Origin of the sequence: Gorillibacterium massiliense, from assembly GCF_000455485.1 — a bacterium.
Classification (GTDB): Bacteria; Bacillota; Bacilli; order Paenibacillales; family NBRC-103111; genus Gorillibacterium; species Gorillibacterium massiliense.
The window spans coordinates 23,671-44,942 of the sequence record NZ_CBQR020000061.1; the positions used below are offsets into that span (position 1 = coordinate 23,671).

General features: G+C 50.2%; 16 protein-coding genes. 15 read left to right on the top strand and 1 reads right to left on the bottom strand.

All coding sequences use genetic code 11. From position 1 onward, the window contains the following. Nucleotide 1 precedes the first annotated feature (1 nt). From TJ79_RS06365 to TJ79_RS06415, 11 genes are all read left to right on the top strand, one after another. Nucleotides 2–2,362, top strand: a complete 2,361-nt coding sequence (locus TJ79_RS06365) for a beta-galactosidase (protein ID WP_040949503.1) — start codon at nucleotides 2–4, stop codon at nucleotides 2,360–2,362. 69 nt (nucleotides 2,363–2,431) lie between these two features. Further along, nucleotides 2,432–3,322 (top strand): aldose epimerase family protein, encoded by an 891-nt coding sequence (locus TJ79_RS25745; RefSeq protein ID WP_238322842.1) that lies wholly within the window; start codon nucleotides 2,432–2,434, stop codon nucleotides 3,320–3,322. A 238-nt stretch (nucleotides 3,323–3,560) separates the two neighbouring features. Beyond that, nucleotides 3,561–5,420 carry an ATP-dependent zinc metalloprotease FtsH gene (gene ftsH / locus TJ79_RS06375; protein ID WP_052339336.1) on the top strand — a complete coding sequence of 620 codons (1,860 nt, stop codon included), beginning with the start codon at nucleotides 3,561–3,563 and terminating at the stop codon, nucleotides 5,418–5,420. Nucleotides 5,421–5,523: 103 nt separating this feature from the next. Beyond that, nucleotides 5,524–6,951: a cardiolipin synthase gene (gene cls / locus TJ79_RS06380; protein ID WP_040949457.1), complete on the top strand. Its 1,428-nt coding sequence runs from the start codon at nucleotides 5,524–5,526 to the stop codon at nucleotides 6,949–6,951. A gap of 30 nt (nucleotides 6,952–6,981) precedes the next feature. Then, nucleotides 6,982–7,878 (top strand): arylamine N-acetyltransferase family protein, encoded by an 897-nt coding sequence (locus tag TJ79_RS06385; RefSeq protein ID WP_052339337.1) that lies wholly within the window; start codon nucleotides 6,982–6,984, stop codon nucleotides 7,876–7,878. 116 nt (nucleotides 7,879–7,994) lie between these two features. Beyond that, entirely contained in the window at nucleotides 7,995–9,047 is a 1,053-nt protein-coding gene (locus TJ79_RS06390) for a LacI family DNA-binding transcriptional regulator (RefSeq protein WP_040949458.1), read from the top strand. Nucleotides 9,048–9,231: 184 nt separating this feature from the next. Beyond that, nucleotides 9,232–11,100 carry a cache domain-containing sensor histidine kinase gene (locus TJ79_RS06395; RefSeq protein WP_052339338.1) on the top strand — a complete coding sequence of 623 codons (1,869 nt, stop codon included), beginning with the start codon at nucleotides 9,232–9,234 and terminating at the stop codon, nucleotides 11,098–11,100. Then, a complete protein-coding gene (locus TJ79_RS06400) occupies nucleotides 11,072–11,815 on the top strand; it encodes a response regulator transcription factor (RefSeq protein WP_040949459.1) in 744 nt (247 codons plus the stop codon). The genes TJ79_RS06395 and TJ79_RS06400 overlap by 29 nt, the downstream gene beginning before the upstream one ends. Nucleotides 11,816–11,999: 184 nt before the next feature. After that, a complete protein-coding gene (locus TJ79_RS06405) occupies nucleotides 12,000–12,869 on the top strand; it encodes a carbohydrate ABC transporter permease (RefSeq protein ID WP_081756752.1) in 870 nt (289 codons plus the stop codon). Then, on the top strand, nucleotides 12,866–13,696 hold the full coding sequence (locus TJ79_RS06410) for a carbohydrate ABC transporter permease (protein ID WP_040949461.1): 831 nt from the start codon (nucleotides 12,866–12,868) through the stop codon (nucleotides 13,694–13,696). The genes TJ79_RS06405 and TJ79_RS06410 overlap by 4 nt, the downstream gene beginning before the upstream one ends. 181 nt (nucleotides 13,697–13,877) lie before the next feature. Then, the gene (locus tag TJ79_RS06415; protein WP_040949462.1) at nucleotides 13,878–15,230 is read left to right on the top strand and encodes an ABC transporter substrate-binding protein; all 1,353 of its coding nucleotides are present in this window, start codon (nucleotides 13,878–13,880) and stop codon (nucleotides 15,228–15,230) included. Nucleotides 15,231–15,328: 98 nt separating this feature from the next. Here TJ79_RS06415 and TJ79_RS06420 read toward each other — a convergent pair whose 3' ends face one another. Continuing rightward, the gene (locus TJ79_RS06420) at nucleotides 15,329–15,757 is read right to left on the bottom strand and encodes a hypothetical protein (RefSeq protein WP_040949507.1); all 429 of its coding nucleotides are present in this window, start codon (nucleotides 15,755–15,757) and stop codon (nucleotides 15,329–15,331) included. A 196-nt stretch (nucleotides 15,758–15,953) separates the two neighbouring features. Here TJ79_RS06420 and TJ79_RS06425 point away from each other — a divergent pair, with 196 nt between their 5' ends. The 4 genes from TJ79_RS06425 (at nucleotide 15,954) to TJ79_RS27100 (ending at nucleotide 21,260) form a co-directional block, all read left to right on the top strand. After that, nucleotides 15,954–18,134, top strand: coding sequence for a YhgE/Pip family protein (locus tag TJ79_RS06425; protein ID WP_040949463.1), 2,181 nt, complete (start codon nucleotides 15,954–15,956; stop codon nucleotides 18,132–18,134). Between the two features lie 225 nt (nucleotides 18,135–18,359). Next, nucleotides 18,360–18,818 (top strand): DUF5412 family protein, encoded by a 459-nt coding sequence (locus TJ79_RS06430; protein WP_052339339.1) that lies wholly within the window; start codon nucleotides 18,360–18,362, stop codon nucleotides 18,816–18,818. 32 nt (nucleotides 18,819–18,850) lie between these two features. Then, nucleotides 18,851–21,124 carry a glycoside hydrolase family 3 C-terminal domain-containing protein gene (locus tag TJ79_RS06435; protein WP_040949464.1) on the top strand — a complete coding sequence of 758 codons (2,274 nt, stop codon included), beginning with the start codon at nucleotides 18,851–18,853 and terminating at the stop codon, nucleotides 21,122–21,124. Next, complete coding sequence (locus TJ79_RS27100; protein WP_155987793.1) at nucleotides 21,108–21,260, top strand: hypothetical protein; 153 nt, start codon at nucleotides 21,108–21,110, stop codon at nucleotides 21,258–21,260. Before TJ79_RS06435 ends, TJ79_RS27100 begins: the two co-directional genes overlap by 17 nt. Nucleotides 21,261–21,272: the final 12 nt, after the last annotated feature.

Here is a 21,272-nt window from a genome sequence, read left to right on the forward strand (position 1 = left end):
CATGACCGGCTATCGTATCGATGCGCGAGAGGACCGCAAGAAGATCGTCCACAAACCGCACTACATGGAAGGCAGCAATCCGTCGGGCGATAAGATCAGCTTCACGAATTACTTTATGGAGGTAAACGGACAGCCTTTCTTCGGGATATGCGGCGAATTTCATTACAGCCGTTATCGTGAAGACCAATGGGAAGACGAATTGATCAAGATGAAGATGGGCGGCATCAATATTGTCTGCACCTATATCTTTTGGAATGTGCACGAGGAAATTCAGGGTGTGTTCGAATGGAGCGGCCGCCGCAATCTCCGTCGGTTCGTCGAATTATGCGGCAAGCACGGTTTGTATGTCATCATTCGCATCGGCCCCTTCGATCATGGGGAAATGCGCAATGGCGGACTGCCGGATTGGCTGTTCGGGCGCCCCTTCGATGTCCGATCCAACGATGAAGGGTATCTGGCTTACGTTAAGGTTCTTTACGAGCAAATTAGCGCACAAGTGCAGGGTTTGTTATTCAAGCAAGGCGGGCCGATCATCGGGACCCAAATCGAGAACGAGCACGGCCACTCCGCCGCCCAATGGGCACTGACAACCGGCATTAGCAATGAATGGTTGACCCAGGGACACGATGGGGAAAATCATATGCGCAAGCTGAAAGAGATGGCGATCCAAGCCGGTATCGAGACTCCGCTGTATACGTGCACAGCGTGGGGCGGCGCCAATGCGCCGGCGGAGGAGATGCTGCCGCTTTGGGGCGGCTATTCCCATTGGCCGTGGATCTACTACGAGCATGACCGTTTCGGTGATATGCGTGAGCATCCGGCGACGCCGGAATATATTTTCCGGGATAAGCATAACAACGGAATCCCATCCAGCTACAACTTTGAACCGACGTATACTCCGGAGGATTACCCGTACGCTTGCTGCGAGATGGGCGGTGGGATGACCCCCTTTTACAAGTACCGTTTCGACTTTCCTTATATCAGCGTGCCGGCGATGACCGGGATCAAGGCGGCGGAAGGCTGCAATCTCATCGGCTATTATATGTATCATGGCGGCTCCAACCCCACGGGCAAACGCGACGTGTTCCTGAACGATCTGGCGACGCCAAAAATCTCCTACGACTTCAACGCCTGCATCGGCGAGTTCGGCCAGGTACGGGAGTCGTATCACCGGACCCGGTTGCAGCATTATTTTTTCCAAACCTTCGAGAACCGGTTCTGCCGGACGAAGACGATTTTGCCGGGCGATACGTCCAAGATGGACCCCCGCGATACGGATACTCTGCGTTACGCCGTTCGGGCATCGGAAGGCTCGGGGTATTTGTTTCTCAATCATTATCAGGATCATGCCGAAACCCACGATCTGCAGGTTGTGGATGGCGTGACTGTTCAGACGGGAGATGCGGACATTCGTTTCCCGCTGCACGGGCCTTTGACGCTTGCAAAAGACAGTTATGCCATGTTGCCTTACCGTTTCGACATGGAAGGCATCCTGCTGGAGATGGCCATGGCGCAACCGATTACCCGGCTTACGGCGCAGGGAATCGTCTATTATTTCTTTGTTTCGCCCAAAGGAATGGCTCCGGAATACGCCTTTCAGACTTCAACGTTAGCTGGGGTGGATGCGGGAAGGGCGCAAGTGTGCGAGGAAAAGGGGATCACAGTTGTGCAGCCCGAGGCGGGAGATTCCACGCCGATTCTGCTGAAGTCGGCTGCGGGTCAGACCGTAGGAGTGATCACTCTAACCGATGAAGAGAGCCTCGGATTTTGGAAAGCCGATATTTGGGGGCAGGAACGGATTCTACTGACGAATGCTAATCTGCTGGTCACAGCCGATGAGGTGAAGCTGGAGGTGACGGATACGGAGGAGGTTACGGTGCGGGTATTTCCCGATTTTGTCGGATGGGGGTCTATCGCAGGCGGAGAACTGCTGGAACGGTTCGAAGAGGGGCTGTACACAGTGTACCGATTCCGCATTCCACGCAAGGAAATCAACTTCGAGCTTAAGCGGGTTAAAGAGGACAAAGCCAGCCTCGCTTTTCCGGCGGATGCTTTTGACGGTATAAAGGATGCATTGCTCAAAATCGAATATACGGGAGATATCGGTTATGCCTTTATCGACGGCGATCTGATCAACGATAATTTCAGCAATGGGAAGACGTGGGAGATCGGGCTGAAGACATTCCGGGAGCGGCTTATTCAAAAGGGGATGTACCTCTATATATCGCCGATCCGCAAAGGCAGCGCGGTCAGCAGCCAAACGACCATGGCCGGTTGGAGCGAGACAGCGGCGGAGTCAATCGCGGAGCTTGCAAGGGTCCGGGCCGTGCCGGTGTATGAGCTTGTTTTGCGGAAAGGCTGATGGCGCAAGATGGACGATAAAGCAGTTCGGATTACGAACTCCACTTACCGAAGCTGGCCATCGATCGTCATGGAGAACGAAATCCTTCGCATTGAAATGATTCCCGGAATTGGAGCGAAAATCGTCTCCATGCAATACAAACCTACGGGAAGAGAGTGGCTTTTGGATGCCGGGACGCGTAAGCTGAATCTGCCTGCCTATGGATCTCCCTTCGGACAAGCGGATATGAGCGGATGGGATGAATGTTTTCCGACCGTCGATCCCTGCTATGCCGATGAGCGGAGGCAGGTTCTGCTGCCTGATCATGGAGAAGTGTGGCCGCTTCCTTGGGAAGCTTCCGTTTCATGCGGAGAAGACGCGGTTACCTGTACCGTGGAGGGAGTTGCGCTACCTTACCGGCTATCACGGACGTTAAGCTTTACTGCTCACGATGCGCTGCGAATGGACTACCGTGCGGAAAATTGCGGCAGCGAGCCTTTGCCTTTTTTATGGGTGCCACATCCGCAATTTGCCGTACCGGAGCCGACGGATATCGTGCTTCCGCCTTCTGTTCAGGAAGTGATTTGCGTCTTTGGCGGACTCACCCAAACGGTCGGTTGCTCCTATCCGTGGGCAGAGGTATCACGGGTGACGGAAGGGCAGACGGGGGACGGGCGCAAGATTTACGTGCCGGGCATCCACCAAGAGGGCTGGTGCGGTTTAGTCGGACAAAATAGCGGAGATTGGCTCTGGATGAAGACCGATCCTGCGCTTGTGCCTTATCTGGGAATCTGGATCGATGAAGGGCTGGGCAACGATCGCAACGCCATAGCCCTGGAACCTTCGATTGGCTATTTCGATCGACTGGATCGTGCCAGATACAACGGCACGGCGCAGATGGTCATGCCAGGGGAATCATGGGAATGGTCGATTACGGTTCTACTCGGAACGGGAATAAGGTGCAGGCCCGATTCTCGATGAGGCAGGCATAGGCATAATCCCCACTTATCTCGGAATACCGCATATCGCAATACCGCATCTGCGAAGGTGCGGTATTTTTTTATCATCTCATTCTCAAGTTGAACCCAAATGCCATCAAATCCGTACATATAATGATACCCGGCGTATTGCATCCGGCAAGGGGGGAATCTTAGTCATACGTCCGAGATCAGGCGTAATTCCTTTATGGGTCTAATAATAAACGAAGCGAGTGAATCACATGAACAATATGAAAGATTTTAAGCCACCGAAAAAGTCCCTTCTTTATTACTACGGAATCACCATCGTGTTGATTTTGTTGATTAATTCCTTTTTGCTTCCTTACATCAATAACCGTTCTGTGAAGGAAGTGGATTACGGGACGTTCTTGCGTATGGTGCAGGACGGCCAGGTTAAGGAAGTAGAAATCCGGGATAACGAGATTGGCTTTACGCCAACGGATAGCTCTTCCGGCACGAAGGTTTATAAAACGGGAGTCGTGGAAGATCCCAAGCTGGTGGACCGGCTGTATGATGCGAAGGTCAGCTTTTCTCGAGTTATCCCCAAGCAAATGTCGCCGCTTTTGAACTTTGTTCTGACCTGGATTCTTCCGTTCGTCATCTTCCTGGTCGTCGGGCAGTGGTTGATGAAGAAAATGGCGGGACGGCTCCCGGGCGGAGGCAATATGATGTCCCTGGGCAAGAGCAACGCCAAAGTGTATGTAGAGTCGGAAACCGGTGTTACCTTCACCAATGTCGCCGGGCAGGATGAGGCGAAGGAAGCGCTGCAGGAAATCGTCGATTTCTTGCACAACCCGAAGAAATACACGGAAATCGGCGCTAGCATTCCCAAGGGTGCGCTCTTGGTAGGCCCTCCGGGTACGGGGAAAACGCTGCTGGCCAAGGCGGTAGCTGGGGAATCCAAGGTTCCGTTCTTCTCCATATCCGGCTCGGAGTTCGTGGAAATGTTCGTCGGCATGGGTGCGGCGCGGGTGCGGGACTTGTTCAAGCAAGCTCAGGAAAAAGCGCCGTGCATCGTGTTTATCGATGAAATTGACGCCATCGGCAAAAGCCGCAATGCTGGCATCGCCGGCGGAAACGATGAGCGGGAGCAAACCTTGAACCAGCTGTTGACAGAGATGGACGGCTTCGATGCGGACAAGGGCGTCGTCATTTTGGCGGCGAGCAACCGCCCAGAAACGTTGGACAAAGCGCTTCTCCGTCCAGGCAGGTTCGACCGCCGGGTGCCCGTTGAACTGCCTGATTTAGCAGGGCGGGAAGCGATCCTGAAAGTTCATGCCAAGAAGATAAAGCTTGCGGAAAACATCGATTTTCACGTCATCGCCAGAGCAACAGCGGGGGCGTCGGGAGCCGATCTGGCTAACATCGTCAACGAAGCCGCGTTGCGGGCTGTTAAGTTTGGCCGCATCAAGGTGACGCAGAACGATTTGGAGGAGTGCGTGGAAGTCGTCATCGCTGGATACCAACGGAAAAACGCGCTTATTTCCATGAAAGACAAGCTGACCATCGCGTATCACGAGGTGGGGCATGCTTTGGTTGCGGCGAAGCAAAGCCATTCCGCTCCCGTTCATAAGATCACGATCATTCCGCGAACCTCCGGCGCGCTAGGTTACACGATGCAGGTGGATGAGCAGGAGACGGTTTTGATGTCCAAAGAGCAAGCCCTCGACAAAATCACGACCTTTATGGGAGGGCGCGCCGCGGAAGAAATCATTTTCAACCGGGTTACTTCAGGCGCATCCAATGACATCGAGCAAGCGACGAAGATCGCCAGAGCGATGGTCACCCGTTTCGGCATGAGCGAAGCCTTCGATATGATGGCTTTGGAAACGGTCAATAACCCTTACTTGGGAGGGGACACGTCATTGCTGGTTTCGGCGGATACGGCATCCAAGATCGACGATGAAGTACTCAAGATCATCAAAGCCTGTCACGAGAAGGCGGTTCGCCTTTTGGAGGAGAATAAGGATAAACTCCACGAAATCACCAAATACTTGATGGAGAAGGAAACCATTACCGGCGAAGAATTCATGGGGATTTTAAAAGAGGACGAAGAGCCGGACGATCAAGCTCAGCCTTGAAGTTTTTGGAGGGGAATTGTGGTAAAATAAGCGCGGGTGCCTTCAGAACAGGCATCCGCTTTTTCTTTTATCATTAGGGCCGCGAGCGAGGGGACAGGCAATCATGGACATCAGCATTATTTCGATCATGACGATCATCAATATTTTATTTGCCGGCATCGTCGTCTTTTTCGAACGCAAGGAAATCGGGGCAACCTGGGCGTGGTTGATGGTTCTCATTTTTATACCGGTTCTGGGCTTCTTTATTTACATCTTCCTGGGGCGATCTTTAAAGCAAAAAAATTTCTTCAAGCTATCTGCAAACGAACGCGCTTATCTAAAGCATGCGGCGGAAGATCAGGCATTGGCGATTCATCAGATGGGTCCTCTTTTAAACAAGCATTCCGATCTGGTGAAAATGAACCTGAAATCGTCCAACGCCCTTGTTACGATGGATAATGAAGTGATGATTTTCCACGACGGCAATGAGAAATTCGATTCATTATTTACCGATATTCAACATGCCAAAAAAGAAATAAACATTCAATATTTCATTATTAAAAGGGACTCCCTGGGAAAAAGATTGCGGGACGCGCTTACCAAGAAAGCACAGGAAGGCGTAAAAGTTCGGCTCCTTTACGATGAAATCGGATCGAGGCAAATCACCCGTTCGTTTTTTAAGGAACTGATTGCGAAGGGCGGAGAGGTGGAAGCCTTTTTCCCATCTCCCATACGGTTGGTGAACTTTCGCATCAATAACCGGAATCACCGGAAGCTGTGCATCATTGACGGGGAGATTGCTTATATCGGCGGGTTCAATGTGGGAAATGAGTACTTGGGTCTAAGTAAAAGGCTGGGCTATTGGCGCGATACGCACTTAAGGATCATCGGAGGAGCGGTCGACCATATTCAGGGCCGGTTTATCCTGGATTGGAATAAGGCGACGAAGCATCATAAAGAGAACTTGGAACAGTTCATGTTCCGACCGGAAAAGCATACGGGTGCCTGCGCCGTGCAAATTATCGCAAGCGGCCCCAACTCGCGGACCGAACATTTGAAAAACATGTATTTGAAATTAATGACGACCGCCAAAAAAAGCATCTATATCCAAACGCCGTACTTCGTTCCCGATTCCAGCTTTATGGATGCCTGTAAAATCGCGCTTTTATCCGGCGTGGATTTGCGGATCATGATCCCCAACAAGTCGGACCATCTGTTTGTCCGCTGGGCGACTCTGTCATCTGTTGGGCAATTGCTGCCCTATGGGGCCAAAATTCTGCTTTACGAGAACGGATTTTTGCACGCGAAGACGATTATCGTCGATGAAGAGGTGGCGTCCGCCGGCACGACGAATGTGGATACCCGCAGCTTTCGTTTGAACTTTGAGGTGAATGCTCTCCTTTATGATGAAAAGGTGGCGAAGCAGCTTCAGGATTTGTTCATTCAGGATAGCGAGGTCTGTACGGAATTGACCTCCGAAAAGTATGCGGCCCGTCCGCTTTTGATCAAAATGATCGAGGCGGTGGCGCGGCTTTTGTCGCCGATCCTTTAGGCGAAAAACACAGTTGGAGAGGTGAGGAAGATGCGATTGACGCGGGAGGAAGTAAAAACGTATCTGAAAAGAATCGGTATATCGGATATCCAACCGCCTACGCTGCCTTACTTGGTAGAACTTCAAAGAGCGCATGTGCAAAAGATTTCCTGGCAAACCGTCAATATTTTCGGAGGAAAACCGGCGTCCATTGATATAAGGGAATCGGTAGGGCTCATCTTGAACCATCGAAGCGGATACTGCTTTCATTTGAACGGCGCTTTTAGTACCCTTCTGCGTTCTTTGGGTTATCAAGTATCCTGGCATGCAGCGGGCGTGCAGTCCATTGACGAAAATTTCGATGTTAATCACCTGGGATTGATCGTCCACGTACCGAATGATGAAACGGGAGACAAATGGATTGCCGATGTTGGGATGGGGGTTATGCCCTATGGGCCGATTTTGCTGAAGGCGGGGGACTATGAACAAGGCCCGTTTTCCTATTCCGTGAAGGAATCGTCGGTAGTCCCAAACGGCTGGCGCTTCGAGCACGATCCAGCGTATTCCAGTATCGGAGTGGAATTGTCGCTTGATGTCGTGACGGATTTGGGCATATTCATGCCTGCACATGAAAAACTGAGCCGATCTGCCGAATCGCCATGGAAGAACTTGTTCGTCGCTCAGCAAATCTATGCCGGGGGATTCAATGAGCTAAAGAATTGCGTATGGAAGAAAACAAACAGGGAAGGCATTGAAAAGACGGAAATCGCCAGCAAATCCCTTTGGCTTGATGTATTGGCGGAAATTTTTCATGAACCGCTTATCAACTATTCGCGTGAAGAACGCAATGAATTGTGGAAGAGGGTACTTGAGCAACATGAGGGGTGGAAGAGGATGGCGAGCATGCAAGGTGCCCCCTCAGGAACTTCATCGGTTATTATGGGATGATTGCCTTCAAGTTCATTTCGAATGTCTTGCCGAAGTATTCGAACTCCAAACTTTAGTATATAATTGCAATAACAAACGAACTGAATCCGTTTTAGGAAAAAGATGGTGAATATCATATGAGCAATAAGATAACCATGCAGCATGTAGCGGATGCGGCAGGCGTCTCGAAATACGTCGTGTCCAAATCCCTGTCTGGCAAGCCTGGTGTAAATGCAGGAACCAAGGAACATGTTCGCCAAACGGCGGTCAAATTGGGGTACCAGTTCACTCCAAGATCTGGAGGCAAGACGCGGCAGGACGGGAACATAATGGACAAGCAAACGATTGTCGTTTTGCTGCCCAATGTTCGTGGCCAGTTTTTGGACTCGCTTTATTGGGGAAGGATCGTTGAGGGGATTACGCAAGAACTAAGAACCTTGGACGCCTCAGGTATCGTCATAACCGATCAAACCGTAGAAAGTTTCCTTTCTATGGTAGACAAGGCGAATATTCACGGTTTCATTGGCGTCGGGGAGATTGATACTGGTGTCTTGCAGGAAGTGAGCCGTCTGAATGTCCCGATCGTATTGATCGACCATGATGATTCGCTGGTTGTTTCGTCCCAACTGTTCGTCAACAATCGCGAATGTGTTTACCAACTAACCAACCATTTGATTTCACTTGGTCACAGAGATATCCGTTTCGTTGGCAATACCGGTTATTCGATTAGCTTCATGAATCGCTGGGACGGGTTTCGGGATGCCATGGAAGAGGGCGGATTGCAGATCGTTGGAAACGATCCTCTTTGTAAATTGCGGGGGGATACCCGAATAGAACACGAAGTGGAAATAGGGAAGATCCTTGAAGCGGATCGGGCTGCTGGAAACTTGCCCACGGCGTTGGTTTGCGCCAATGACGCGATAGCCGTCTGCGCGATGAACGTTATGGATCAGATGAACATACAAGTGCCTGACGACATTTCGATTACCGGATTCGATAATATCGAAGACTCTTACACCAGGATTCCCGGAATTACGACCGTTAACGTAGAGAAAGAAATCCTGGGTAAACGGGCGGTTCACATGCTTTTAGAAAAGATGAAATATACGGGGTTTCCCAGAGAATCCATTTACCTGTCTGCCTCGATCATTTACAGGGGTTCGATTGGTAAAATGAAAAAAGAAAAATGAGTGTCCCAAAGAAAATGTAGAGTAGTTTCATTTGTTTCACTACACAAAAAGAGGTGTGTCTCTCGAGGTCATTAACAATGACTGAGACACCCTCTTTTTTTAGTGTTCAGTTATGATAAAATTATCATAGAATTATCATAACAAGTATAGGAAACTTTAGTTATTTGTAACAGGAGGCATGGCGATGAGATTAACAAAAAACCGGTCCGATTTCGCCCATGCTTTACCCATGGAGTGGAAGCTGATTCTGATCTTCGTCATTCTGATCATGATTCCGATCCCATTATTCGGTTACCTTTCCAACTCGATATACGAGAAATCCATCCGGGCCAAATCGCTCTCCTACTTGACGCAGGTTGTTCAAGATATGTCTGCGAAATTCGACATGTACACCGAAGACATGAAGAGGATTTCGCGCAATCCCGCCTATGTGGATGCGATCAAAGATAATCTGGAGTTGTCCAATGAATTGTATGACAAGTTGGAAAAGGAGCAGGACAAGGGAACAAACACCAGCGATGGTTCGGCTTCCCTGTTCGTTACGCAGGCAATCGAAAGCAGTATCAGTTTTCTGAATAATATCAAGCAAGAAACGCAGTCCATCTATTTATTCGACCGGCATGGGAACCCCTACTACAGCTATAAAAACGGTTTTCGGAGAGACATTGTTCTCCAATATCCGGAATGGAAACAGGCACTGCAAGACCAGGAAGGAAGTCCTCTGCTCCTCAGAACCATGGAGATTGAGACAAATGCCAACATCCGCAATTACGTGTTCTCTGTGATCCGAGAATTGTTTAACGATTCTTATCAGTCCATTGGTATGATCGTTGTGGATTCAAACATCTCCTATCTGGAGAAGGTTGCGGGTGATGTATTGAAGGCTTCCGGAGGCGGCAGGGCTATGATTATCGATCAGAGCAGGTATGTCATATACGACAGCAATAAAGAATATCTAACGAAACAATTGCCGAACGATTCTTGGTTATCCAAAATGGTCGGGGATCAAGGGGATTACATAGCCGATTATTACGGTGAAAAGTCTATGATCGTCTACAATCGTTCAACGATCACGAATTGGACAGTGGTCGTGACTGTTCCTTTGACCGAGCTTACGAGGGATGTGCAGACAAGCCGTGTGCAAAACCTAGTGGCATCATTGTTCCTCACCGGATTGGCTATGTGCCTGTCCGTCATCGTGGCTTTCGCGATTACACGTTCTCTCCGGACGTTAATCAGGCTCATGAAGAACGTGCAAATGGGCGATCTCGACGTTGAATTTCCAGTGACTTACCGCGATGAAGTTGGCCGTTTGGGCCGGCAATTTAACCGGATGATCGAGCGAATCAGGATGTTGATCCAGGAAAACTTTGAAATTGGGGAAAGGAAAAAACAAGCGGAAATCAACGCGCTGCAGAGCCAAATCAACCCCCATTTCCTGTATAATACGCTGGAAACCATCCGAATGACGGCAGAAATCAACGATGATGAAGAAGTAGCGGACATGACCCGGCTGCTGGGGAAAATGCTCCGTTACAGCATATCCAAGGGTAGCGACCTGGTTAAGTTCGAACAGGAGCTCGAACATTTGAAACATTATATTTTGCTGCAACAATACAGATATCCGGGAAAGCTGCGGATCGAGTACGATATTCCTGAGGATATGGAGTCTGTACGTGTATTGAAGCTTATTTTGCAGCCCATCGTGGAGAACGCAATCTTTCACGGCATGGAATCGTCGAGGTCCTTTTTGTTGATAAAAGTTAGCGTCGAAGTCTCGGAGCAAGAATTGAAAATCAGAATCCAGGACAACGGGAAAGGGATGGAACTGTCCGAACTTAAGCAACTACGAAAACGGCTCGAGCAGCCGGGGACAGATAAGAGGGGGATTGGTCTGGGGAACGTCAACGAACGATTGAAAATGCACTATGGCGTTCAATATGGTCTCGAAATCGACAGTGAGGCCGGTTTGGGGACCGAAGTGAAGATCAAAATGCCGATTCATATAGATGGGGGAGACTCGAATGCTTCGAATCTTGATAGCGGACGATGAAGTTAAAATCAGACAGGGGCTTGCCAAAATCATCAGGAAAGCCGGCCCGCAATTTGAAATCGTTGGGCAGTGTGCGGATGCAAAGGAAGTAATGGATGCTCTCACCGAGATTGAAGCGGACGTATTGATTACGGATATTCGCATGCCGGGCAAAAGTGGCCTTGATTTGATCGAAGAGATCAGATCGGTTATTCCGACGATGAAGATCATTATCCTAAGCGGATACGGTGATTTTTCTTATGCACGTCGGGCGATCCACATGGGAGTCTTTGAGTATCTCCTTAAGCCCGTCGACACGGAAGAGCTTTATGTTGCATTGAACAAGCTGCTCAACTCCAATGAACGGAAGGAAGAAAGCAGTGAAAGCACCATTACCTTAGCCGATAACGGGAAAAGTGGAAACCGCGTCATCGAAGAAGTGAAAAAGATGGTTGAAGAGGAATACGGTAAGGTTATCGAGTTGCCTTCGGTAGCGGATCGTGTGTTCTTGACGGCCAGTTATCTAAGCAAACTATTCAAGTCCGAGACGGGTATGACGCTAACCGACTACATTACGGGAGTCCGGATCCACAAAGCGAAAGATTTGCTCAAGGGACGGATCGATCTGAAGACCTACGAAATCGGAGACATGGTCGGCTATCCGGATTCTGCTTATTTCAACAAGACCTTTAAAAAGTACGTTGGCATGACTCCTAAGGAATATAGGGATAGTTAGTGCCATTTCGTCCTCTTCGAGTGCGAATGACGGCTCGATTGTTTGCGTTTATTTAGCATAAAATAAGACAATAAATCGATACGGAATCCATTTTATTATAGGGTTCCTCTTTTTATAATTAACAATGAAAGCGATGTCAAAAAACAGAATGCGCTAATGGGGGGGAAAACCGAACGTGTTTAACATGAGTTATAAGAGCCAGAAAACGTTGATTCTGGTTTCCTTTTTGTTCATTCCGTTGGTTCTATTGTTCACCTTTACGTATTATCCGGCTGCTAACCTGTTTTATTACAGTATGTTGAGGTGGGACGGACTTACGAATAAGGAGTTTATTGGATTCCAGAATTACAAAGAAATTTTTACCAATCCGGATTATTTCGCTGTACTTAAGAACAATCTGTATTACTTTATTGGAGGTGTGGTCCAAACTGGTCTAGCCCTGTATTTCGCGGTTGTCCTGAACGGGAAGATTAGAGGAAGGAACGGATTCCGCGTTATTCTGTTTTTGCCCTACATCATGCATAGTGTAGCGATCGTGTTCATGTTCCAGGCTTTGTTTAATAATCAGTACGGTACGTTAAATGCATTTCTGCATGCCATCGGCCTCGATTTCTTGCAACAGAATTGGTTGGGGGACCGGCCAACGGTTAACTATGCACTGGCGTTTATTTCTCTTTGGAAGTATATGGGGCTCAGTTTGGTTATCTTCATGGGCGCACTTCAATCCATTCCGCAGGATGTCTATGAGGCTGCCAGGATCGATGGTGCATCCGCCAGTCAACAATTCTGGAGTATTACCCTGCCGAGTATTCGCAAGGTTGTGGAACTCCTCTTATTACTTACGATATCCGGAGCGTTGTCAGCGTTTGAAATTCCGTTTATCATGACGGGCGGCGCGAATGGAACGGAAACGTTTATCACGAAGACGATAGCTGTTGCCTTTAGTTTCAATCAAATTGGTTTGGGTTCCGCTCTGGCCGTCGTCATGTTGCTTATCGTTCTGCTCTTCATTGGACTGCAAAAAATCATTTTGAGAGGAGACGATGACCAGTGAGAGAAGAATCCAGAGTAGTAACTTTTCTAAAGTATGTTTCATTGTTGATAGCTGCTTTCGTTGTACTCTTCCCACCTTATACGGTACTCATTGCTTCCTTGAAAAGCAAAGAGGAGTACCTGGCGAGCAGATTTGCCTTTCCGTCCAACATATTTAACATGGACAATTTTCATTACTTATTTTCAAAGACGAAGCTTCTCACGACGGCATATCCAAACACCCTCTATATTATTGTTCTATCGGTTATCGGAAACATTATTCTCGGCACAATGGTCGCTTACGCATTAGGCCGATTTGATTTCAAACTGAAGAAATTTATCTTGGGCGCTTTTATGCTGGCTGCTGTCATCCCTCTCGTCACGACGCAAGTCGCCACATTCCGTGTGATGAAGATGCTCCACTTGTACAATACCATTAACGCTCCAGTAGTACTCTATCTAGGCGCCGACGTGGTATCCATTATGATCTATCTGCAATTCATTAAGAATATTCCCTATGCCCTGGATGAAAGCGCGATGCTTGAAGGGACTTCACTGTTCCGGATTTACTGGAATATCATATTTCCTTTGCTCATGCCTGCAACGGTTACAGTCGCTATTATGCGGATCATATACGTCTATAATGATTTCTACATTCCATTTCTGTATATGCCCAAGCAAAAACTGCAGGTCGTTTCGACAGCCATCTTCCAGTTCGTGGGGCCGAATGCGGCTAGTTGGAACTTGATATCCGCGATGATCGTGTTCATTTTCATTCCGATCATTATCCTGTTCCTGTTTCTGCAAAAATATATTTACGCAGGTGTCGCCAACGGCGCTGTGAAATAGGAGAACGATAGACAGCCGACTGTGAGGCCGGCTGGTCACGGAAAAAGTTATCAAAAAAGTTAGCATAAAAAAATGCAATAAAACAAAAACAAGGACAATGACTTCCGGAATAATGGCAATATATAATCGACATGTAAGCGGTAACAAGTAACCGCTTAACATGAAAATTGGGGGATCAGAAATGAACAAAGCGAAGTTTCTGAGCATGTCCATGGCAGTTGTTTTGTGTGGTACAGCATTGACCGCTTGCGGAAGTTCGAACAGTGACAAAGAAGCGAGCAGCTCGCCAAGCGAGACAAAATCCGGAACATCGGCTTCCGCTGCGCCATCGGCTTCCACTGCACCATCCGCAGATGCAAATGCTAACGTTAAAGGCAAAATTACGTTCATTACAAACCGTACTGACCTTGTAAACGACGGAACGTTTGAAAAGTACAAAAAAGCGTTCATACAAAAGTATCCGAACGTAACAGACGTGGAATTCGAAGGCATCACCAACTACGAGTCCGACATCCGTGTTCGTTTAAATGCTGGTGAAGTCGGCGACGTCGTGCTGATTCCGGGCAACATCGCCAATGCAGATATGGGGAATTTCTTCGAGCCTGTCAACGACCTTGCTGACAGTCTGGGTGATATCTACTTCCATGATTTCAAAGCCAACGAAGGCAAAGTTTACGGAATTGTCGCTGGTGTTAACACGGAAGGTCTCGTCTATAACAAAACCGCATTTGCGAAAGCAGGCATTGCCGCTCCTCCGAAAACTCTTGACGAATTATATGCGGACTGCGAGAAATTGAAAGCAGTTGGCATTACGCCGATGTATATCAACATGGGCGCTCAATGGCCGATGAAGCAATGGGGTGAAGTCCTCGTTCCGTTTATGAGCGGCAATGCCAAATACTTGGATACGATGCTGGAAACGGATGAGCCATTCAAAGTTGACAATGAATTCGGTAAAGGGTTCTCCATCGTAAGAACTTTGATTCAAAAAGGATACGTAGAGAAGGACCTTAACACCAACGTTTGGGAAGCCTCTAAGCCGGATGTGGCAACCGGTAAAGCCGGTATGTACTTCCTCGGAAACTGGGTTATCAACCAGTTGATCGGAGCTGGCGGCAAATCGGAAGATATCGGTTTCTCGCCATTCCCTTATGACAACAGCGGGAAACTGAATGCTCCCCTCAATCCTGACTGGTTCTATGCGATCAGCAAGAACAGCAAAAACAAAGACACAGCTAAGGCATGGATCAAGTTCTTGGTAGAAGACGCCGGGTATGTGGAATCTTCCGGTTTTATTCCTCCGCAAAAATCGAAAAAGTCCGACCTGCCGCAAATTTCCGAATTTATGGCTGCCGGAGCTAATATGATCGAAAGTGTTCCAACCTCCAGCAAATGGAATGAAGTCGGCAACCTTGCGCAAATCGATTTCTACGGAGGAAAATACATTCAAACGGTCGCCGTTGCCAAAGATTTAAAAGGCGAGCTGGACAAGTTGAATGCCAAATGGAAGAAGGCAAGAGCTAGCGCGAAGTAATAAACGGAATATGGCTTCCTGTTAAAATAGAGGAAGAAGATTACCCATTGCTCTGCCTGCCAGGCGAGGATCGTGGTAATCTTCTTCTTTTTTGCGCTTTAACTTCTCGTTCTAACGGCTAAGGCACTGAAGGATATCGGTCCGACAATGTCGGCTCTCGTACCAGCCATTCGGTTTTCGGCTGTGACGGTGTAAATATGGGCGCCCGGTCGTACATTTCGGTCTTCCGCCTGGAATGTAACGGCATAGTTTTGTTCGGAACCGGTGGATTCGATGCCTTGCAGCGTGTTGAAAATCTGCACTCCGTCACGGAAGACTCTGAAGAGGATTTGGGCAATACCCGTAACCCCCCGCACACCCACGGTTGCCACCAAATCAACCCGGTTCGGTCGAGAATTCACTACAGGAATTCGTATCACGACGGTTGCCAGGACCGTTCTTGCTGGTGAACGCCGGATCGTAACCGAATTCGCCAGGTTGAATCTGCTGCGCGGCTGGACGGCAGCTTTATCGAGAATGCGTACTATCAATTGATCAATCCCTCCTTCTGGTAGTTTAAGATATGCCAATAAATAGAGAATGTTTGGATAATCAACTAATGGACTTGATTTGAGTCATATGACCTTCATACATAAAACCCTGGTCGTCTGGAAACACTTAGCAAAGCTTTTCGGCATTCCCATTCTTATCATTCGGGCGAGAGACGACCCAGAGGAGAATCGCATGAAGCTTTTTCAAGTGTTTACAGGTGAAATCCGTCAATTTGTAAAAAAGCCGATACTCATCGTTACCTTTGTCGCGGTTGCGTGCATTCCTCTTCTGTACAGCGGGTTTCTTATTCGCGGAAACTGGAATCCATACGGCAATTTACAAAATCTTCCTATTGCAGTGGTCAATTTGGATGAGGGAGCGGATATCGCAGGGGTAAGCCGCAATGTGGGGGATGAGTTTTTGGCGGAGCTAAGGAAGAACGATACTTTTGCCTGGGATTTCGTCAGCGCAGATGAGGCGGCGCAAGGGATGAGGAGCAACCATTATTATTCGACCATTACGATACCGCCGGATTTTTCTCAGCATGCGGCTTCGTTAACAGGAAATACACCGCAGCAGGCGGAGCTTATTTTCGAATCAAACAGCTATTATAACTTGATTGCCGGACAAATCAGCGAAAACGCTACGAAGGAGCTGCGGACGAAGCTGTCCGAAAGCTTGACCGAATCGTATTCCCGCAGCATTTTGGCCCGCTTTGAGACGGTGGCTGCAGGGTTTGGCGATGCGGCGAAGGGATCGGCGGATCTGCATGCGGGCACTGAGTCGTTGAATGCCGGGATTATTAAATTGAAAACCGGCACGGAGGGGTTGGCGGCCGGAACGCAGAAATTAAGCGCAAGCGTGGGGGCCTTGTACACCGGAGCGGACAAGGTGCAGGCAGGCTCCTCTGAGCTAAGCAAGGGCGCGGCCGATCTAGCCAAAGGAGCCGCGGACTTGCAAAGCGCGGCGGTGAAGCTGCAGGATGGCGCGAGTCAAGCGACAGCGGGAACGGCGTCGCTGCAAACGGGAATGCAGACGTCAAAAGCGGGAGCGGACAAGCTGGCGGCAGGCGCCAAATCGGCTGCGACCGGAAGCGATCAGTTGACGTCCGGCCTATCTTCCTCGGCAGCGGCAAGCAAACAATTAGCCGCCGGCGCGGATCAAGTGGCGGCGGGCTTGGAGCAGTTGGCGGCTGCGCAGCCGGATCTGGCCAAGGATGCGACGGTGCAGAAGCTGCTTGCCGCGAGCAAATCGGTGGCGCAGGGCGCTAAGGATTTGCAGACGGGACAAGCTAAGCTTCTGGCAGGCAGCCAAAACGTGACCAAAGGGTTGGGCACTTTGGCGACAGGCGCGGAGCAGCTCAGCGCCGGGCAGCAGAAGCTGCTTGCGGGAGCGACGGACTTGCAGAAAGGACAAACGCAGCTGCTGGACGGGTTGAAAACCTACAACTCAAAATTCCCTGCGCTTGTAACGGGCAGCCGCAAACTGGAGACGGGGGCGGCTCAAATCAACACGGGGGCGGGGCAGTTGGCAAGCGGCGTCGGACAGTTCGCCACCGGCTTGAACGACGCCGCTACAGGGGCGAAACAGTTGGATTCTGGAGCCGCTGAGCTGGTCACCGGGGCGGGCCAGTTGGCTAACGGTTCCGGACAACTAGCGGATAAATTGAACGATGCGGCGTCGAAAACGGCGGCCGTCAAAGCGGATGACAGCATCATTCAGATGCTGGCCAATCCCGTGAAAATCAGCGAAAACGACGACCGGAAGGTGAAGTATTATGGAGTCGGGATTGCGCCTTATTTTATCTCGATGGCTTTGTTTGCGGGGGCTTTGGTCTTCACGACGGTATACGCCGCCCGCAGCACTACCCAAGCGGGAGCGAACACACTCAGCTTGATGGTCGGCAAGCTGCTCGTCTTCGGCGTGATGAGCGTGATTCAATCCCTTGTCATCTGCACCGTACTGCTTTTGTTCCTGGGCTTTGAAGTGGTGTCCGTGCCCCGGTTCTACCTGTTCACCGTTCTGACGGGACTTACGTTTATGATGTTGATTCAAATGCTGGTAACCTGGCTGGATTTGCCGGGACGCTTCGTTGTGTTGATTTTGATGATCCTGCAGTTGGCTTCCAGCGCCGGGACGTTCCCACTCGAACTGCTGCCGGGTTGGGCAAAAGCGATTCATCCCTGGCTGCCCATGACCTATAGCATAATAGGCTTCCGCGACGTGATCTCTAGCGGCGATTTCACAGCTATGTGGCATCAGGCGGGATACCTTTGCATCTATTTGGTCTTTTCCGTTGCGTTAACTTGCGGGTTCTTCTTGTACCGCATGAAATATTCAGGCAAAGAAAGGGTTTTCCCGGAAACCATTTAGAAGGCTCGCCTATACGTATCCAGTCGCCCCCCGCATTCGGGAAGAAACGGGGGCTTTTTGCCGTGAATCCGGTGACGGGAAAGCTTTCATTCTTTCAATCCGCTATAATAGAAGCATCAGAGAGCTTGAGACGAAGGAAACGGAACATATTTTCCAAGTAACCGTAAGTGCGAATCGTGATCAAGCTGCCCGCGTTTATCCACGTTATCGAATGGTGGGATTCTCTTGAAAGCAAGAGCTATTTTTCTATCGGCATTTGCACTCTTGGGCGTCGGAGTTTTAGGGCTGGTCGGTTATCACCGGTACTTTTACACATTTGAACCGATTAATCCCGCGAATGTCGTGACGGGTCCGATCATTTCACCGGACGGGAAGTACTCGGCCACCGCCTTTTATAAACCGTACGGCGGCGCGGCCGGCGGGGTTACCTACTATGTCCAGATCGAAGAGATGAAGACAGGTGGGAAAAAGACGATCTATGCAAGCGAGCATAAATATTTATTTACGTTAAAATGGACAGGGCCGGATATCTTGGCCATCACGAATAAGAGTCCCGAATATCATGTAGACCGGAGCGCGGAGCTGCATGTGGAAACGGAGATCTACGAAGAGAGCGGGGCGGCCTGCCGAAGCTTTCTTCTTAAAGGTACATACGAAAAATGCTACTCGATGCATGGCTTGTGATTCTAATACTTGATAAAGGTGAGGTGCCCTTTATGCGGGAGAAAATCAAGGAAATCCTTTCGCAAATGACGTTGGAGGAAAAGGCGGGTCTGTGTTCGGGAGCGGATTTTTGGAGTACCAAAGGGATCGACCGGCTTGGGGTGCCTTCCGTTATGATGACCGACGGTCCACATGGGCTGCGGAAGCAGAGAGAAGGCGCCGACCATTTGGGGCTGCACGACAGCGTACCGGCCACTTGTTTTCCTTCGGCGGCGGGCTTGGCGTCATCTTGGAACCGGGACCTGATATGGAGAGTAGGCGAAGCCCTCGGCGAGGAATGCCAAGCGGAGAATGTCGCCGTTTTGCTCGGACCCGGCGCGAACATCAAGCGTTCGCCTTTGTGTGGGCGAAATTTTGAGTATTTTTCTGAAGATCCGTATCTGTCTTCGGAGATGGCCGCTCATCACATTAAAGGCGTTCAGAGCAAAGGGGTCGGCACCTCGCTCAAGCACTTTGCCGCCAATAACCAGGAGCATAGGCGGATGAGCGTCGATGCCATCGTCGATGAGCGTACCTTGCGGGAAATCTATCTGGCCAGTTTCGAGGGGGCCGTAAAGCAGGGGCAGCCATGGAGTGTCATGAGTTCGTACAACCGGATCAACGGAACCTATGCATCGGAAAATGACTGGCTGCTGAACAAGGTGCTTCGTGACGAGTGGGGCTTTGAGGGCTTTGTCGTGTCCGACTGGGGAGCGGTTAACGAACGGGTAGACGCGCTCCGCGCCGGGCTGGAGTTGGAGATGCCGGCCAGCGCGGGGATCGGTGACGCTAAAATCGTAGCGGCGGTGAAAAGCGGCGAACTGGCGGAAGAGGTGCTGGACCGGGCGGTGGAGCGGATGCTCATGTTCGCGCTTCAAGCAGAGGAGAAGAACCAGAAGGGTCCGAAGGCGGATCTTGCCGCTCATCATCGGCTGGCACGGGAAGCGGCACGGGAGAGCATGGTGCTGCTGCGCAACCAAAACGCGATCTTGCCCCTTGCCAAACAAGGGACTGTTGCCGTCCTCGGCGAGTTTGCGAAAAAACCGCGTTATCAGGGAGGCGGAAGCTCCCATGTAAACCCGACGCAACTCGATGAGGCGCTGGCGGAGATGAGCAAGACGGCGGCGGGTGTCCATTTCCTATATGCGCCGGGTTATGAGCTGGACCGAGATGAAACCAACGACGCATTGATTAGAGAAGCCTGCGAGTTGGCGACTAGAGCCGATGTGGTGGTGCTGTTCGCGGGATTGCCGGATCGATATGAGTCGGAGGGCTACGACCGCACCCATTTGGCGATTCCCGCAAGCCAGCAGGCATTGATTGAAGCCGTCTCCGCCGTGCAAAACCGCCTGATCGTGGTTTTGAGCAACGGTGCGCCTGTCGAAATGCCGTGGCTCGACAAAACCCAGGCGGTGCTGGAAGGCTACTTGGGCGGGCAAGCGTTCGGCGGTGCGGTGGCGGATCTGCTTTTTGGCGATGCAAATCCCAGCGGCAAGCTGGCGGAGACGTTCCCGGCGAAGCTCAGCGATACACCGGCTTATTTGAATTTCCCCGGGGAAGGGGACAAGGTGGAGTATCGGGAGGGTCTTTTCGTCGGGTACCGCCATTACGATGCCACGGAGCGGGAACCGCTGTTTCCTTTCGGTTTTGGACTTAGCTATACCTGGTTCGCGTACAGCCATCTTGCCACAGATAAAACAAGTTTGACGGACCGCGATACGGCCCGGGTCAGCTTACAGGTGCAGAACATGGGAACCCGTGCCGGTCAGGAGATCGTCCAGCTGTATGTCCGCGCCATGAACAGCAGCGTCATTCGCCCGCAAAAAGAGCTGAAGGGCTTCCAGAAGATTCATTTGGAGCCTGGCGAGACCAAGACAGTGACCTTCACGCTGGATAAACGTGCCTTCGCCTATTATGACGTCGACCTGCACGATTGGTTTGTAGAAAGCGGAAACTACGAAGTTTTGCTGGGACGCTCCTCCCGGGACATCGAGCTGGGAACGGTGCTGGAGGTTCAGGGCACGCGCAGGAAAACGATTGTTTTTCACCGCAATTCAACGGTTGGCGACCTGCTGGAAAACGCGCGTACAGCCGGAAAAGTAAAGGAATACATGGATGCATTCGGCCTCGGCGATGTGCTCGGTGACAATCCTGAGATGATGTTAGCCATGATGAAGTACATGCCGCTTCGAGCGATGATCGGCTTCGGGCAGGGCAAGTACACGGAAGAGATGTTAGTTCGGGATTTGCAGCAGTTGAACGAGCTGGCTAATGCGGAAGGCGAATAGGCAGGGGTGCAACCAAACCAAGGGGATGGAGCTGGACGACGGCTTCATCCCTTTTTACGGCTATCAATCCCTCATTGACAATGAGAATGAGAATTGTTATCATTTGAAAGTCAAAAAGATCAGCATTACATACTAGATCAGATCATTC

Excerpts from the sequence above, each read along its gene's own strand:
- TJ79_RS06365 (WP_040949503.1), top strand. The coding sequence starts at position 2 with ATGACCGGCTATCGTATCGATGCGCGAGAGGACCGCAAGAAGATCGTC.
- TJ79_RS25745 (WP_238322842.1), top strand. The coding sequence starts at position 2,432 with ATGGAGAACGAAATCCTTCGCATTGAAATGATTCCCGGAATTGGAGCG.
- ftsH (WP_052339336.1), top strand. The coding sequence starts at position 3,561 with ATGAACAATATGAAAGATTTTAAGCCACCGAAAAAGTCCCTTCTTTAT.
- cls (WP_040949457.1), top strand. The coding sequence starts at position 5,524 with ATGGACATCAGCATTATTTCGATCATGACGATCATCAATATTTTATTT.
- TJ79_RS06385 (WP_052339337.1), top strand. The coding sequence starts at position 6,982 with ATGCGATTGACGCGGGAGGAAGTAAAAACGTATCTGAAAAGAATCGGT.
- TJ79_RS06390 (WP_040949458.1), top strand. The coding sequence starts at position 7,995 with ATGAGCAATAAGATAACCATGCAGCATGTAGCGGATGCGGCAGGCGTC.
- TJ79_RS06395 (WP_052339338.1), top strand. The coding sequence starts at position 9,232 with ATGAGATTAACAAAAAACCGGTCCGATTTCGCCCATGCTTTACCCATG.
- TJ79_RS06400 (WP_040949459.1), top strand. The coding sequence starts at position 11,072 with ATGCTTCGAATCTTGATAGCGGACGATGAAGTTAAAATCAGACAGGGG.
- TJ79_RS06405 (WP_081756752.1), top strand. The coding sequence starts at position 12,000 with ATGAGTTATAAGAGCCAGAAAACGTTGATTCTGGTTTCCTTTTTGTTC.
- TJ79_RS06415 (WP_040949462.1), top strand. The coding sequence starts at position 13,878 with ATGAACAAAGCGAAGTTTCTGAGCATGTCCATGGCAGTTGTTTTGTGT.
- TJ79_RS06425 (WP_040949463.1), top strand. The coding sequence starts at position 15,954 with ATGAAGCTTTTTCAAGTGTTTACAGGTGAAATCCGTCAATTTGTAAAA.
- TJ79_RS06435 (WP_040949464.1), top strand. The coding sequence starts at position 18,851 with ATGCGGGAGAAAATCAAGGAAATCCTTTCGCAAATGACGTTGGAGGAA.
- TJ79_RS27100 (WP_155987793.1), top strand. The coding sequence starts at position 21,108 with ATGCGGAAGGCGAATAGGCAGGGGTGCAACCAAACCAAGGGGATGGAG.